Origin of the sequence: Candidatus Methanomethylophilus sp. 1R26 (assembly GCF_001481295.1) — an archaeon.
Lineage (GTDB): Archaea > Thermoplasmatota > Thermoplasmata > Methanomassiliicoccales > Methanomethylophilaceae > Methanomethylophilus.
Genome location: NZ_LOPS01000008.1, coordinates 46,114 through 61,132, shown reverse-complemented (window position 1 = coordinate 61,132; position 15,019 = coordinate 46,114). Strand labels below are relative to the sequence as shown.

Here is a 15,019-nt window from a genome sequence, read left to right as displayed (position 1 = left end):
AACCGGAGTCAATGGCTCCCAAAGCCACAAGTCTACCAAGCTAGCCCATAGCCCCGATATGGCACCAAACTGTGCGCTGGGTATTTTATCCTGCCGTCTGCCGCCGGACGGCGGCCCCGGTCAGTTTATGATGCCTCTTTTCCTGAGCTCGTCCGCGAGCATCCGGACGGCGGCCCCGCGGTGGGAGATGGCGTTCTTGTCCTCGGTGGGGATCTCCGCGAAGGAACGCTTACCGTCGGGGCTGAATATCGGATCGTAGCCGAATCCCCCGGTACCCCTGGCCTCATGGAGTATCTCTCCGGGGCAGACGCCGGTGACGATGATGCGCTCGTTCCCGATCCAGGTGCCGATGCAGCAGCGGAACGTCGCCGAGCGGTCCTCGATGCCATTCATGAGCTTCAGGACGCCAGGGTTGCCGACGGTCTTCTGAACGTATGCGGAGTACACTCCCGGGAATCCGCCGAAGGCGTTCACGAACAGGCCGGAATCGTCAATCATGAAGTCGCGCAGCCCTTCGGCATGCAGCTGCTTCATCCCCTTGTCGACAACCTCCTCGAGGTGGTCCGTCTGCACCTCGTCGTATTCGCGGTTGATGTGCTCCATCTCGAGGCCGTAACCGCCCAGAGACGACTGGTATTCCCTTACCTTTCCGGGGTTGTGCGTGACCACCCTGATCTTCAGGCTCATGTGTATCTCCCTCTTTCCTTTATCTCCCTGACCTTGTCCATGACCAGGGACGGCTGGGTCTTCACCCGGCAGTAGCTGTCGATAAGTTCCCCGTACGCATGCGTCAGGTTGGGATGCGCGGACGAGAACGCCCTCTCGAGGAGGCGTATGTCCACGCCCATGTCCTCCGTCTCGGCGAGCGAGACGCCCATGGAGAAATCGATGAAGCAGATCTTTCCGCCGGATATGAGCATGTTGGACGTGGTGAGGTCCCCGTGGGCGATGCGGGCATTGTGCAGCAGGGCCACGTCCCTGCCGATCTCGCGGCAGATCGCATCGGCATCCTCCGGGTGCTCGTCGAGGTGCTTCTTGACGGTCTCGCCGCCCATGTCCTCCATTATCATCTCGCCCGCCGCCGGATCGACCCAGTATATCATCGGGGTGCGTATCCCGGCCCTGCGGGCGTCGCGGATGAGCCTGGCCTCGGAACGTATCCTGAGGGACCTGATCCTGGAATCGAGCTCGGGCGCGCGATAGCCCTTGGGGGACCTGACCTTGAGTATCGCCCTGCGTCCGAGGAATTCCGTGCGGTATACGCTCCCCTCGGCCCCGACGGCTATCTCGTCAAGCCCCTCCGTGTCCATGCCGGAGCGATGGCCCGCGGCGTATTTCAACTATCGCGCTCTCCCCTGGAATCCCGCGAAGGTTATATTCAAGCGTCATCTTATGAGCGGCCGTGAACCGCATCCCAATCGGCTGCAGAGCGTTGGACTCCCTCCTCGGCGGAGGCATCGAGACCGGCAGCGTCACGCTTTTCTACGGCGAGGCCGGATGCGGGAAGACCAACATCTGCCTGCAGGCGGCCCGCAACGTGATCGCCTCGGGGAAGAAGGTCGCGTACGTGGACACAGAGGGGCTGTCCCAGGACCGCGTGCAGCAGATCTTCAAGGACCCGGAGGCGGTCAAGAGCCTCCTGGTCTTCGCTGTCCACAGCTTCACCGAGCAGGCGGACCGTATAGACCAGATAGCGAAGATCGCCGGGACGGGCCTGCTGGGGCTCATCATCATCGATTCCATGACGATGTTCTACCGCCTCAATTACGACAACCAGGAGATGAAGAACAGCTTCATCCGCCAGACCGAGGTCCTCCTGAACATCGCCCGTGAGCACGACATGCCGGTGCTGATGACGTCCCAGGTGTACACCAACATCAACACCGGGACGATAGAGTTCCTCGGCGGCCACGCCATGCATCACAACGCCAAGACGATCATCAGGATCGACCTCCGCGGCAACGGCATGAGGAACGCGGTCATCAAGAAGCACCGTTCGCTGCCCGAGGGCAGGTCCGCGATGTTCAGGATCACCGCCGACGGCATCGCGACGTCTGACCGTCCGGCAGATATGGGATAAAATGAGGGCCGGTCTCCCGGCCCGTGAGAAGTTTCAGACGTCCCTGCTGATGGCGTAGTCGGCGAGGGCAAGCATGAACTCCTTGTCCTCGGAGTCCTTCAGGCAGGAGAGGTGGGCCTTGGCGGATGCGATCTTCTCCTCTGCCGCCTTCCTGTTGTAATCGACGGCCCCGATCTCCCTCATGATCTCGACGCCCTCCATGCACTCCTCGTCGGTGGCGTTCATGTTGCCGAGGATGGACTTGAACTTCGCCATCTTGGCGTGGTCCTTCAGGTGCTCGAGGGTGTAGGTGACCATCAGGGTGCATTTGCCTTTCCTGAGGTCGTTCCCGACCGATTTCCCGGTCTGAGGAGTCGCCGGCGACTCCTAGGTAGTCGTCGTACATCTGGAACCCGAGCCCCATGTCGAGGGCGTACTGGTTGATCTCCTCCACGGTCTCGGCATCGGCGCCGCCGACGATGGCCCCTCCGGCCGCTGCGGCCGCGAAGAGGACGCTGGTCTTCAGGAAGATGGTCTCGATGTACCTCTCCTCGGAGATGAGCTGGTGCTCGTTGGTGACATCGAACTCCTGCCCGCGGGCGAGGTCCCAGACGGCCTTGGTGACGCGCCTGAGTATGTCCCTCATGGCGGCATCCGGCACATCGAGGTCGGCGATGATCTGGAAGCCTTGGCGAACAGGGCGTCTCCCGCGTCGATGGCGGTGGGCTCGTCGTAGGCCACGTGCAGGGTCTTCATGTTCCTGCGCATGTCGTCGCCGTCCATTATGTCGTCGTGGATGAGCGTGAAGTTGTGGATGTACTCGATGGCCACCGCAAGGGGCATGGCCTTCAGCTTGTCCCCTCCGACGGCCCCGCAGGCGGCGAGGACGATGGCAGGGCGCATCCTTTTGCCGCCGGCGTACGGGTACTGCCTGACGGCGTCGATCAGCCTCTGGGGCTCCTCGTCCGGAATGTAGCTCTTTATGGGTCCGTCGACCTCAGCCGAGGTCTTCTTCAGATACTCTTTTGCGTCCATTTCAATCCCTCGATCCATTCGCGGGTCTCTCCCGCGACGAAATGCCTCGCTTCCGCGAGCTGTTTGATGTTTGCGGAGCCCGTCAGCATCATCGCCGCCCGCAGCTCCTCTCTGAAAAGCATGAGCTTCTTCTTGACGGCGTCCGCGGACTCCGTCGCTTCCCTGAGCACCGCATGCGCGACGCCTGCGGCCTCCGCGCCCATGGCCACGGCCGCGGCACGTGCGTCCCGTCCAGGATGCCCCCGGACGCTATGAGGGGGAGCCTGGAGGCCCTGCACTCCGCCAGGGCGGCGGGCGCGGGTATCCCCCAGTCGAAGAACGTGTTCCCCATCTCGGCCAGGGTGTCGTCGCCGATCATGCTGGCACGGTACATCTCCACGGCGGAGAAGCTGGTGCCTCCCATGCCGGCGATGTCCAGGCCCCTGACCCCGATGCCCTTGAGCCTCTCGGCGGTGTACCTGTCGATCCCGGCGCCCGTTTCTTTCACGATGATCGGGTACCTGAGCGCCAGGTCGCGGATCCTGTCCCTGATCCCGGCGCCGCAGCGGTCCCCCTCAGGCTGGATGACCTCCTGGAGGAAGTTCAGATGGACGGCGATGTAGTCGGCGTCTATGAGGTCGGCCGCCGCCTTCACCATCTCGTCGGTGAAGGGCTCCCCGCTCTTCTGCTTCACGAGCTGGGGGGCGCCGATGTTGCCGATGACCAGCGGGACGTCGAAATCCTTGATGACGGAGTAGGTCTCGGGGTCCACGCCCCTCACGCCTGCTCTCTCGCTGCCGACGCCCATGCCGATGCCGAGCTCCGCGCAGGCCTCGGCGATGTTGGAGTTGATCTTCTTGGCTCCCGGGAATCCTCCGGTGATGGCGGTGACCACCATCGGGAAGGCGAGCTTCTTCCCCAGGACATCGGCCGTCATGTCGATATCGTCCATGTCGATCTCGGGCATGGCGTTGTGGACGAGCTTGACATCGTCCCAGTAGCAGTGATCGGGGGCGACGCGCTCCTTCAGGCATATGTCGATGTGATCGGCTTTGCGGCTTCTGATCGTCATTAGATTCCTCCCTTGGCTGATGTGCAGATGACATCATGACCTTTTAACAGAGAGTATAGACGTCCGGGCACATTGCCGTTGATCAGGACGCAGTCCCTGTCCTCCGAGGTCATCCTGAGCATGGCCTCCATCTTGGCCCCGACGCCGCCGGTGACATCGTCCACCGAGGACGCGGTCCTGATGTGCGCCAAGGTATCCTTGGTGACCTCGCGGATGAGCTCCGCCGAGGGGTCGGTCTTGGGGTCGGCGGTGTACAGGCCGTCTATGTCGGACACGAAGACGACCCTGGCAGGGGAGTACATCCTGCAGAGCATCTCCATGATCTGGTCCCCGGAGACGATGGAGAACCCCATGGAACGGTCGGCGATCACATCGCCGTACATGACGGGGATGATGCCGAGGTCCGTGAGCCTCTTGATGGGCTCGTCATGGTCGGCTATCAGCTTCCCGCCGTCGGCCACGAACGCCGCCGTGATGGGGACGGTGGCCGCGGGTATGCCGGCGGCCAGGAGCTCCTCGACCACCATGGACGACAGTTCGCAGCAGTCGCAGATGACGCGGGCCGCCGCCGGGATCTGCTCCGGCCTGCTGTAGCCTTTCTGGATCCCGTACTCCTTGGACACGACGTGCCCGAAGGACCCTGCCCCGTGGACGATGAGGACGTCTTCGCCGGAGCGCTTGATCTCCCCGGCGAGCCTGGCCACGGTCTCCTTCCTGAAGGTGCGGTAGGCGGTCTTATCGGTTATGACGCTTCCGCCGAGTTTGATCAGGATCATCGCGCGCCCCATCGCCTCTTCTGATTAATAAACTCACGCGCGCAAATTCACGCGCGCGCATATAATCGACAGGATGTACACCGGCCGCCTGACGGAGAGCCAGAATATGATACGGGCAGCGGGATGAAATGACGCATGCTCAGAAGAATGAAGAGAAGAAAAGTGGTAGACAGCGTGTCTGCTTTCCCGTACACTTGCGCAATACAGTACGCGACAGATACGCGAGAGGGCTTAACTTCCGGGTTCGAGATGGGACCGGGTGAACCCCTCTGCTGTGGCCGTCTGACCAAAACTCTAGATAGAGATGGTGTATAAAAGTTTTAGTTGGCAGCGACTGCTTTCCTGATCTCGCTGTCATCCGGGACCGTCATGTCGTTCGGGAACTCGACCATGTTGGGGAACATGTTCCTGAGGCCCCATTCCGCAAGGTCCTTGAGTATGGGCAGCAGGCTGAGCCCTCTCTCGGTAAGGGAGTACTCCACGATCTTCGGCCTCTCTGAGATGACGTTGCGGAAGATGATGCCGTCATTCTCCATCTCCTTCAGCTGTATCGTGAATATCCTGGGGGAGATCCCGTTTATGGAGTTCATGAGCTGGTTGTACCTCATCGGCTTCCCGGCGTGCGCCAGCTTGCACATGATGACGGTCTTCCACCTGCCTTCTATGACTGACATGGCGGCGTCTATCGCGCAATCGTAACGCGGTTCCACGCTCATAGTACTCCCTCACACCTGCCGGCTATTTGACTGTTAGCACTATACCAAATGATAGCGCGGTTCTTCACTTCTTCTGGAAGGACCCGTCCTTCTTGTGGGAGACGACCCTGGACCCTTCGTTGTTGGACTTGAGGGTCTTGACGAACTCTTCCGCTTCCTTCTTGGTGGTGAAGGTCCTGGTGGCCTTCTGGGCGCCCTCGGCCTTGACCTGCCACAGGTTGTCGTCGGTCCTCTTGGTGATGTGCCAGACCTTCTTGGTCTCGGACGCGGCCTTCACGGTCTCCTTCTTGGGGGCGGCCTTCTTAGCCGCAGGCTTGGCCGATTCCTTCTTCGCACTTGCTGTAGCCATGTAGATATGTCCTCCGATCGGTTATGGTCCTGTTTCATCTCTGTTCGAGGATCTTGATCACGTGCCAGCCGAACTCGGTCTTCACGGGACCGACGACATCCCCCTTCTTCGCGGAGAACGCCCCATCCTCGAAAGGCTTGACCATCTGGCCGCGCCTGAACCAGCCGAGGTCGCCCCCCTTCTTCTTGGAAGGGCACACGGAGTACTTCCTGGCGAGTTCGCCGAAATTCTTTCCGGCCTGGACCTGTGCCATCAGATCCTTCGCCTTCGCCTCGTCCTTGACGAGTATATGCGCCGCATGAACCTCTTTGACCATGATACTTGCACCGTGATGCGGATATTAAAGATGTTCCAGCAACGGACGGATTTCCTGTCGTTCCTGCACAGAGCGGGCCTCCGGGAGCGGAGGCCCGGCATCTGGCTCAGTCGTCTTCGTTCCACCGGTCCGCGAAGCGTTCCTTTTTCTTCTGCTTCGCGTCGATCTCCCGCTCCCTGGCGATGTCCTCCTCGGTGAACGGCCTGGCCGGCGGAAGCTCCCTCGGGTCCTTCTGTTTCGGGCGCTTCTCGGTGCCGTCCGCATAGCGGATGAAACGGTCCGTGGCGACAGGCTGGGTCTTGTTGACGTAGTCCCAGGGCCACTCCGAGAGCATCTTCCTGCGGATCTCGTTGTTGGCCTCACGGACCTCGGCATCGGTCCCCAGGACGACCGGCCCCCAGGAGCGCTGCTTCTCGCCGATGGGGTCCCCCTCGAGGAGCCAGATCTCGTTCTTTTCGCTCCCGTTCTCCACGGTGCACTCCGTGTCGGGGCGGAGCTTCAGCCTGGTCTCCCTGATGTAGGATTTCCCGGCCACCGTGACGGGCTTCTCGCAGTAGATGCTGCGCCCGGTGCCGCTGCCGATGGGTTCCAGGCTGAACGATGCTCCCGGCTCGGCGGAGAACCTGACGATCCTCACATGGTGGGACGGGTCGGCCGCCCAGCTCCCTTTGTTCGGCACCTCGGCGGTCTTCCCGAACATGGCGCCGGCGTAGATCCACGCTTTCCATCCTTCCCCCTCGGCCGTCGGGATGTCCTCCGCCCAGACATCGCTGACCTCTGCGGGGCCCTTCTTCATCCTCAGCGGGAGGTTGATCATGATCTGGGTCACCGAGTGGGGGTTCTTCCTGTCGGCGAAGGCGAGGGGGTACATCTCGTCATGGGCGTACATGCCGCCTGCGGTGATCCACTGCATGTCTCCGTACCCGAACCTGCCCTGGTTGCCGAGGCTGTCGAAATGGTCGATGTAGCCTTCGGTGCATATCGTGACCGTCTCGTACCCCCAATGCGGGTGGAGCGGGAACCCGGGGGCGACCTTCCCGCGGTACATGCGGTATCCCAGCTCCTTGGTGAAATCGTTCCCGAGCTGGCGCCTCTTTATCTCCTCCAGGGGAGGGGCCTGCTGGCGGTTCCCGGAGGGATAGTCGTCGCTGTGGTGCGACGCGAAGATGAACGGGTCCTCAGTGTCCCAGTTCATCTCGGCCTTCTGCTCGCGGATGACGGGGCCGCTGCGGGACCTTCCGAATAGACTCATGCGCAGGATATCGCGCAGGCGGTTTATGGTTTATCGTCAGCGTTAATAACGGGATCCCGATTCATCAGCATATGGAGGAACGGGTTCGCCTCAACAGGTTCATCGCGGAGGCAGGCGTCGCTTCCCGCAGGGAGGCCGACCGCATCATCGATGCGGGCCGCGTCACGGTCAACGGGAGGCCTGCCGAGATGGGGGAGAAGGTCTCCTCCGCGGACGATGTGCGCATCGACGGCAGGAAGATAGCGAAGGAACGGGGGCCTGCCGTGATCCTCGCGTTCAACAAGCCGAGGGGCCTGGAATGCACCTCGGACCGCGGGAACGAGGACTCCGTCATAAAGTACATCGGGTACCCCAAGAGGATCTTCACGGTGGGGAGGCTCGACAAGGATTCGGAGGGCCTGCTGCTGCTCACCAACGACGGCGAGCTGGCTAACAGGATCATGCGCTCCAGGTACGGCCATGAGAAGGAATACGTGGTCACCGTGGACCGCGACATCGTGCCCGAGTTTCTGGAGGGGATGGCCGGGGGCGTCCCGCTCGGGGACGGCGTCGTGACCCGCCGCTGCAAGGTATCGGCCGAAGGCCCGAGGGTGCTCAGGATAGTGCTCAGGCAGGGCCTCAACAGGCAGATCAGGAGGATGTGCGCCTATTTCGGATACGGCGTGGTGAGGCTCGTGCGCGTCAGGGTGATGAACATCGAGCTGGGGGATCTGAAGCCCGGGCGGTACCGGGACATCTCCAGGTCCGAGCGCGAGATCCTCCAAAAGATGCTGGCCGAGAGCCGTCTGGAAGAGAAGGACTGAGGGGGCCGGAGCCCCCTCCGATCACAGGACCATCCTCTCTATCAGGCCCTTGGAGAGCTCCTTCTCCTCCTCGGTGGTCTGGAACGAGCACTTGATCTCGTACTCCTTGTGGGTGCCGAGGCAGTCGGCGGAGGCGGTCAGTATGCCCTCGTCGGACGCCTTGAACCTGACCGATACCTCGGTCCTGCGGTCGACGCCCTCCGGGAGGTTGACCAGGAACTCGCCGACCGGGGTGCTCTCGACGATCTCGGTCCTGTCGGTGCCGGTGTCCGCCAGGTTCTCGTAGATGGAGACCTTGACCACCTTCTGCCCCTCATCGACCGGGTAATAGATCTTCGTCTTGCTGATCGGCAGGACCTCGTTCCTGAAGATCAGGTTGGAGATGTACTCGTTCTTCTTCTCGTCGGTGACCCTGATGCCGAACGTCTTGGAGAGGACGTTGTGGACGATGATCCTGTTGGCGTCCTTCGCGACGGGCTCGGGCTCCTCGATGACCTCGATGCCGCTCTCCCTGACCGTCTGGGGCTCGGAACGGCTGACAGGGGGCACCTCCGCGGCGGACGGGCCGCCGCGGAGGGGGCGGCCGCCGGGGCCGGCGCGGGAACGGGGATGATCTCAGGTTCGGGGGCATCGAAGCAGTAGCTGCTGAACAGCGCCGCGCCCTTGGCGATGGACTGGTCCGGATCGAAGACCTGGATGCTGTTGTTCGGGAAGGCCTCGGAGAGGGCCGCTTTGACCTGCGGCATCTTGGATGACCCGCCCACGAGCAGGAACGCGTCGATCGTTGCCGGGTCGATGTTCTTCGTCTCCAGGGCGCGTTTCACGATATCGACGGTGGTCGTTATGAGGGGGCGGGTAGCGTCCTCGAACTCCTTCCTGGTGACTGAATACGAGCCGCGCCGGCCGTCTTCCATATTGAACGCACCGCGGACGGAGACGTTGGAAGACAGTCTCTTCTTGTGCCTCTCGGCATCGTACAGGAGCCTGCCGGAATCTTTCGGATTGAGCGAGAGCTCGTCGGCGCTGAGGCCGTAGGATGATGCGATCTTCTTGGTGATCAGATTATAGAGCTCCTCATCCCACATCATGCCCCCGAGCCTCATCTCCCCGTCGGTGGCCACGGCCGTGAACCGGTTGCCATCGATGTCGAGGACGGTGACATCGAACGTGCCTCCGCCGAGGTCGTAAACCAGGACCCTCTTCTTTCCGTCTCCTTCGTGCCCGAAGCCGAACGAGATGGCGGCCGCCGTGGGCTCGTTCAGGATCTTGACATCCTCGAGCCCTGCCTCGAGCCCCGCCTCCTTGGTGGCGTCCCTCTCCCTCTGCCCGAAGTACGCGGGGCAGGTGATGACCGCCCGCTTCACATGGGTGGCCTGCAGCTCATCTATGTCCTCGATGAGCCTTTTCAGGATGACCGTGGAGATGTTGACCGGAGTGTAGTCCTTCCCGTCGACGGAGAACTTCCAATCGGTCCCCATGTGGCTCTTGACCCACCTGGAGGCCCTTTCCGGATCGAAGGCGACCGATTCATCCACGGCCGTCTCCCCGACCAGCACGTCGCCGTCCTCCCTGAAGTAGACCACCGACGGCGTGGTATCGCTGCCGTAGAGGTTCTTGCATACCTCAGGTTTCCCTTCGTTGTTCAGATACGCGATGCACGAATATGTTGTTCCTAGGTCGATCCCGACCTTCAAGCTGCTGTTATCCATCCCTTCTCACCTGTGCTGTACTTGTGCTGTATCGATGATAGTGCTGTATGAACCGTGCGGGCTCAGTCTCGCTGGCCTGCTTTCTTGTAAACAGTGACCCTCTCTTTGACGACCGCGCGGCCGCTGTACTCGTAACCATCGGACAGCCTCTCGGCCACTTTCCCGGAGAGTTCCGGGTCGTCCGTCGGAACGGTGCCGGAGATCCTCTGATGCACAGTGTCCACCCTGTCCCCGTCCTTGCCGTAGGGGCCGATGACGACGCCGGCATCGGTGAGCATGTTCTCCAGGTCGATCTCGTAGGTCTCGAAGGAGTCTAGGATGTCGTCTATGGAGAGGTTGTCCTTGTTGCGCTCCATGTTCGCAAGCATCTCCTTGATGTCCTCCCTCATCTGGCACATGTTGTAGAGGAGCAGCATGAACTTGCTGTCGGCCAGTTCCCCTTCCCTGCGCGAGACCAGTTTGGAATAGGCCTCGAACTGCTCCCTCGAGGTGACGTAGGGCTCCCCGGCGCGCGCGCCCTGGGCCGGCTGAACCGGCCTGCTCTCCAGGGCCCTGACCCTCTCCACCAGGTCGGCGGACATGAAGTAGATGTCCTGGACCCTGCGCTCGGTCTCGGAGCTCGTCCCGCGGCCGCCGGATGCGGAGATCTCCGCCAGGATCCTGTCGAACTTCTCGTCCACCATCTTGACGGTCACCCTGGACGAGGCCGTCTTCTTGGTTCCGTCCGCCGCCTTCTTCCTGGTCTTCGCCGGTTTGTCAGCTGACTTAGCAAGCTCGATCTCGTTGTTTCCTTCTGTCATGATTCAGATCCTCCCTCCGCAGGCCGTGAAGAGCCAGATGAACGGGTCCTCGGCCCTGAAAGGCTTTACGTCCTTAATTGTCCCGCTCCCGGACGGCTCCGATCCTAGCGCCGAGACGGCGAAATACTCGTGTTTCCTGAAGCCGCCGACGGCGGAGATGAACCTCTGGGAGGCGTTCCTCCTGAAGTACTCCTCCACCTCGGTCCCGGCCTCCGCCAGGCAGACCGGGTCGGCGCGACCCCTCACGCGCGCCACCCTCAGGGACGATTCGGGGCCGATGAAGAGGTCCTTCCTCTCCCCTTCCTTCGGGTCGCGCATGATCAGGTCGGCCTTGGACAGCGCCACCGCCAGCGGCTTGTCTATCTTCTCCCTGGACCTCAGCGGGCGCCCGCGGACCAGCTCGATGATGTATGTGAGCGTGTCGGCGGCGTCCTCGCTGTCCGGCTCCATGCCCAGGGCCTCGGCCACCGGCGGCATCTGCAGCGGGTCCACCAGCAGCAGTATGCCGCTGGCGTTCCTTATGGCCGCCAGGAGGTCCGGGTCGATCTTGCCGCGGCGTGCGTCCATGTCGTACCCGGAGGTGTCGAAGAACGCCACCGTGTACGTCCTGCCGCCGTCGGCCGTCGGGAAGGTGAGGTAATAGACCAGCGATTCGTGGCCGCCCCTGTCCTCCTCGTAGGGGAGGGTGGGATCGATCGTCCTGTTCTCCACGAACAGGGGGCGGCGGTAGACGTCCTCGTACCTGTTCTCGGTCCTGGCGGTCGCCGGGACGAACTCGGTCCCGAACTCCTCGGAGAACCTCCCGGCCAGGGTGTCGATGAGGGCGGCCATGTAATGGCTCTTCCCGGCCCCGTCCGCGCCGAGGACGACGAAGATCAGGCTCCCGTTCTCCTCCGCCGAGCCGGAGATGGGGTTGTGGCACTCGGGGCACAGGCGGACCTTGGACCTCCTGCCGCAGATCTCGCACCTGCCGTCCGGGGACGACCTTATGATATGGTGCTTGGTCGTCTCCGCGTCCGGGGAGTTCCTGTCCTTGTGCAGGTACCTGGTCCTCTCCAGGTCGATCTCCTCGTTCGGCCTGAACTCGGAGCGGAACTGCCTGCTGCTGGGCATGGCCAGGAACTTCGAGGTGCACAGCGGGTCGGAGCAGACGTAATGGATCCTCCCGAGGTCGATCTCATGGAAGCAGAACGGGCACACATAGGGCCTCTTCTTGTCAGGCATTGCCGGCGGACCTCCCGTACAGAGGATGCACGATCTTATGGTGCCAGTACTCGTCCGTGTCGTAGAAGAACAGCCTCATCCTCTTCAGGTCGGCGTCCTCCTTGGCCGCCTGGAAGCTGATCTCGGCGCGCCCGCGGTCGAGGTTCACCGGGCGTTCGGAGTCCCAGATCATGTCCCCGTCGTCGGACCTCAGGGGGATGCCCTCCTTGGCGAGGACCATGATCACGCGGGGGATGCTGCCGTCGCCGTCCTCCTTCATCGGGCACCTGATGTCCAGTACGATCCGCACCATGCCGTGCCCGCGGTCCTTCTCGGTCCTGACCTTGTACCTCACCTTCACGTCGCGCCCGGAATAGGCCGTGAACATCCTCGGGGCCGACCTGACCTCGTGCCCGTCGATGCGGTAGACTGCGTACATGGACACCTCCATCATCTCGGAGGATCCCATGGACATGGCGATCGCGCCCTCGCGCTCGTATGCGGCGCGGGAGACGCTGATCGGCTCGCTCTCCTCCCCCGTCTCGGCGTCGCGGCAGATCAGGGCGGCTGACTCCGCATCGTCCGGCCATTCGGCCCTTATGATGCACGCTCCCTCGTCCCCTTTCTTCCTTATGCCGCTGAACGGCCTGAGGTTGACGACCCTCTGCGAGGCCCCGATGACGGCGGTCTCCCCTATGACCGACACGGCGGTGACGAAGTTCACCGCTCCAGGGAGCTCCCCGAATATGCACCCGCCCTCGAACGTGCGCTCCGGGACGATCTTCTCCGCGATGCCCTCAAGGGCCTTCAGCGGCATGATCTCCCCGTACCTCGGGGCGGCGCTGCGGGAGGTGTAGAGCTCCACCGGGACGGAAGATGCCCAGGTGGCCTTGTTGCCGTTCTCGCTGCGCATCCATTCCAGCCCGAGCTCGGACACGGGCGAGGGGTATTCGGGCGATACGGCCTCGATGGTCGTGCCGTAGGAGCGCTCGGTCCTCCCGGCGACATCGTATTCCGCCACGAAGAGGTACTCGTACGTCCTCCCGCCCTTCAGCCCGCGGTCCTCGATGGCGCCCGCCCCTCCGACGAGCTCCTTCTCTCCTGCCGCGCCCTTGAGCTTCCGGAAGACGCGGACGCGGGAGCATCCCGACGGCCGGGAGTAGGTGATCCTCAGGCCGTCCTCGATCGGCTCGGCGGACGCGTCGGTGACCTCGAAGACGACGACAGCGGGGCCGCATATGGTGTAATGCCTCGACAGAACTCCCCAGCGCTTCGAGTAGATCTTGTAGTAGTATTCCGCGCCCGGGCTCACCGCCGAGTCGACGTAGACGCTCCCGGCGATCTCCGACAGGGGGACGGTGTTGGCGTCCACCTCCGGCAGCGTCCCGTTGCCCCTGTAGATGCAGAACGTCATGCCCTCCCTCTCGGCCGGGACGCGGAAGCTGATCCTCACGCGGTCCTCGGCGATCTCGCATTCGCCGCCGTCCGGGCCGTCGGGCGGGAAGTCCTTGAGCCTCCTCACCGCCATGGGGTGGTCGGGGCAGACGTCCGACGCGAGGATGTACGTCTTCATGGCCGCCGCCGGCTCCTCGTTCTGCGCGCGGGTGCAGAGGGCGCTCGCCTCGGCGACCTTCTCGCATGCCTCGTCGTAGTAATCGCCGAGGGTCCCCTCGTCCCTGATGCCCGGGTACTTCCTCTTGGCCCTCTCTATGCCCCTTTTCACAGCGTTGAGGTTGCGGCGCTTGTAGTCCTCCTCGATCCTGGAGACCGTCCTCCGGTAGTCCGCCGAGGCGGCCCCGAGGGAGCTCTCGAGGGAGCCGAGGCTGCAGTGCGGGTAGTCGAGCTTCAGCTTGCTGAACATCTTCTCCGCCGTGGGGATGTTCCCGAGCTCGATCATCTCGGAGATCTCCTTCGCCTCGGCGTTTATCCGGCGGTCCTCGTCGGCGAAGACGCGCCCGCAGCGGGAGCATTTGTTGCCCGCGAGCTCGACGTTCCCGCACTTGGGGCAGATCCTGCGGATCTCGCGGCCGCATATGGGGCAGAAGTTGGTGTCCTGGCGCATGTCGATGAGCCCGCCGCAGCCGGGGCAGAACCTGAGCTCCGGGCCGGAGCCCGAGAAGTCCGCCGCATAGCCGCGCTCGCAGCAGCGCACCTCGAGCACCCTGATGGCGAGGTCGGTGTCGGCCGCCTCCCCCGCGACGTAATGCGATATCAGCCCGTAGATGAAGTTCCGGTCCATGCGCTGCCACCGGTTGCGGTCCAGGGCCTCCACGGCCGGCTCCATGATCCTCATGGACTCGCCGAAGCGGGTGGCCCTCTCCAGCTTCTCGTCGGGCGATATGACCAGCGCGGTCTTGCGTATGGCCGTCAGGTAGGCGTTCTTCCGGGGGAAGTCCCTCTGGATGTTCCTCATGCGGGCCTTGGCGCTCCCGAAGGCGTTCCTCAGGTCGGCAGGGCTGGAACCGGAGTCGAGCAGAGCGTTCCTGAGGCCCATCTCGGGCATCATGATGAGGGTGTTCACCAGCTCCATCGGCGTGTACAGGCCGAGGTCCCGGAGGGTCTCGTACGCCGAGACGATGTCCGGGTCCTCCAGCTTGGGTATCTCGGCCTCCTTCAGGCCCGAGGCCTGCCTCACCGTGAAGGCGGTGACGTCGTCGCCCCAGTTTATGGCCCTCGTGAGGTCCCCGACCGCTCCCTCCGGGATGTACGTGCTACCGTCCTTGAGGGTGACGGCGTAGCGCTTGAGCGCCGATGCGTAGGCGGACAGGAGCTTCTTCGCCGACTCGAACTCCCCGTGCCTCAGGGTCTTGTTCATCATGGTCGTGCGGATCGCCGGGAGGTCCTCCAGGTGGTGAGAGGCCTCGACCTCGGTGCGGAAGTTCGGGTGCTCGCAGTCCTTCTTCCATCTGGCGGCCGCGGCGTCGATCCTCTTGGAGATCGATTCGTCGGT

General features: G+C 62.9%; 15 protein-coding genes, 1 rRNA gene and 1 pseudogene. 2 read left to right on the top strand and 15 right to left on the bottom strand.

What is annotated here, in order from left to right; translation table 11 throughout:
* Window positions 1-120: 120 nt before the first annotated feature.
* Both rdgB and AUQ37_RS01800 read right to left on the bottom strand, forming a co-directional pair.
* The gene (gene rdgB, locus AUQ37_RS01805; RefSeq protein ID WP_102134586.1) at window positions 121-687 is read right to left on the bottom strand and encodes an RdgB/HAM1 family non-canonical purine NTP pyrophosphatase; all 567 of its coding nucleotides are present in this window, start codon (window positions 685-687) and stop codon (window positions 121-123) included.
* Complete coding sequence (locus tag AUQ37_RS01800; RefSeq protein WP_058747168.1) at window positions 684-1,310, bottom strand: KEOPS complex kinase/ATPase Bud32; 627 nt, start codon at window positions 1,308-1,310, stop codon at window positions 684-686. Before AUQ37_RS01800 ends, rdgB begins: the two co-directional genes overlap by 4 nt.
* 92 nt (window positions 1,311-1,402) lie before the next feature.
* Here AUQ37_RS01800 and radB point away from each other — a divergent pair, with 92 nt between their 5' ends.
* Complete coding sequence (radB, locus tag AUQ37_RS01795) at window positions 1,403-2,080, top strand: DNA repair and recombination protein RadB (RefSeq protein ID WP_058747167.1); 678 nt, start codon at window positions 1,403-1,405, stop codon at window positions 2,078-2,080.
* A gap of 33 nt (window positions 2,081-2,113) precedes the next feature.
* On the opposite strand, the gene AUQ37_RS13230 is transcribed toward radB, so the two are convergent.
* From AUQ37_RS13230 to AUQ37_RS01755, 9 genes and pseudogenes are all read right to left on the bottom strand, one after another.
* The gene (locus AUQ37_RS13230) at window positions 2,114-2,377 is read right to left on the bottom strand and encodes a hypothetical protein (RefSeq protein ID WP_320408840.1); all 264 of its coding nucleotides are present in this window, start codon (window positions 2,375-2,377) and stop codon (window positions 2,114-2,116) included.
* 109 nt (window positions 2,378-2,486) lie between these two features.
* Window positions 2,487-2,962 (bottom strand): annotated as a pseudogene (locus AUQ37_RS13225) (polyprenyl synthetase family protein); the annotation flags it as partial.
* Between the two features lie 220 nt (window positions 2,963-3,182).
* The gene (locus AUQ37_RS01785) at window positions 3,183-4,145 is read right to left on the bottom strand and encodes a type 2 isopentenyl-diphosphate Delta-isomerase (RefSeq protein WP_201013639.1); all 963 of its coding nucleotides are present in this window, start codon (window positions 4,143-4,145) and stop codon (window positions 3,183-3,185) included.
* Window positions 4,145-4,921: an isopentenyl phosphate kinase gene (locus AUQ37_RS01780; protein ID WP_058747166.1), complete on the bottom strand. Its 777-nt coding sequence runs from the start codon at window positions 4,919-4,921 to the stop codon at window positions 4,145-4,147. The genes AUQ37_RS01785 and AUQ37_RS01780 overlap by 1 nt, the downstream gene beginning before the upstream one ends.
* Before the next feature lie 164 nt (window positions 4,922-5,085).
* Window positions 5,086-5,207, bottom strand: a 5S ribosomal RNA gene (gene rrf, locus AUQ37_RS01775).
* A 34-nt stretch (window positions 5,208-5,241) separates the two neighbouring features.
* Window positions 5,242-5,637 (bottom strand): helix-turn-helix domain-containing protein, encoded by a 396-nt coding sequence (locus AUQ37_RS01770; RefSeq protein WP_058747165.1) that lies wholly within the window; start codon window positions 5,635-5,637, stop codon window positions 5,242-5,244.
* A 64-nt stretch (window positions 5,638-5,701) separates the two neighbouring features.
* Entirely contained in the window at window positions 5,702-5,986 is a 285-nt protein-coding gene (locus AUQ37_RS01765; protein WP_058747164.1) for a DUF2188 domain-containing protein, read from the bottom strand.
* A gap of 34 nt (window positions 5,987-6,020) precedes the next feature.
* Complete coding sequence (locus AUQ37_RS01760) at window positions 6,021-6,302, bottom strand: peptidylprolyl isomerase (RefSeq protein WP_058747163.1); 282 nt, start codon at window positions 6,300-6,302, stop codon at window positions 6,021-6,023.
* A 106-nt stretch (window positions 6,303-6,408) separates the two neighbouring features.
* Window positions 6,409-7,554: a pirin family protein gene (locus AUQ37_RS01755; protein ID WP_082662344.1), complete on the bottom strand. Its 1,146-nt coding sequence runs from the start codon at window positions 7,552-7,554 to the stop codon at window positions 6,409-6,411.
* A 71-nt stretch (window positions 7,555-7,625) separates the two neighbouring features.
* On the opposite strand from AUQ37_RS01755, the gene AUQ37_RS01750 reads away from it, so the two are divergent.
* On the top strand, window positions 7,626-8,357 hold the full coding sequence (locus AUQ37_RS01750; RefSeq protein ID WP_058747162.1) for a pseudouridine synthase: 732 nt from the start codon (window positions 7,626-7,628) through the stop codon (window positions 8,355-8,357).
* A gap of 21 nt (window positions 8,358-8,378) precedes the next feature.
* On the opposite strand, the gene AUQ37_RS11865 is transcribed toward AUQ37_RS01750, so the two are convergent.
* The 4 genes from AUQ37_RS11865 to AUQ37_RS01735 form a co-directional block, all read right to left on the bottom strand.
* Window positions 8,379-8,774 carry an Hsp70 family protein gene (locus AUQ37_RS11865; protein WP_235584798.1) on the bottom strand — a complete coding sequence of 132 codons (396 nt, stop codon included), beginning with the start codon at window positions 8,772-8,774 and terminating at the stop codon, window positions 8,379-8,381.
* Window positions 8,729-10,066 (bottom strand): Hsp70 family protein, encoded by a 1,338-nt coding sequence (locus AUQ37_RS01745; protein WP_058747161.1) that lies wholly within the window; start codon window positions 10,064-10,066, stop codon window positions 8,729-8,731. The genes AUQ37_RS11865 and AUQ37_RS01745 overlap by 46 nt, the downstream gene beginning before the upstream one ends.
* A gap of 62 nt (window positions 10,067-10,128) precedes the next feature.
* Window positions 10,129-10,866, bottom strand: coding sequence for a nucleotide exchange factor GrpE (locus AUQ37_RS01740; RefSeq protein WP_058747160.1), 738 nt, complete (start codon window positions 10,864-10,866; stop codon window positions 10,129-10,131).
* Between the two features lie 3 nt (window positions 10,867-10,869).
* Entirely contained in the window at window positions 10,870-12,090 is a 1,221-nt protein-coding gene (locus AUQ37_RS01735; protein ID WP_058747159.1) for a GTPase domain-containing protein, read from the bottom strand.
* Window positions 12,091-15,019: the final 2,929 nt, after the last annotated feature.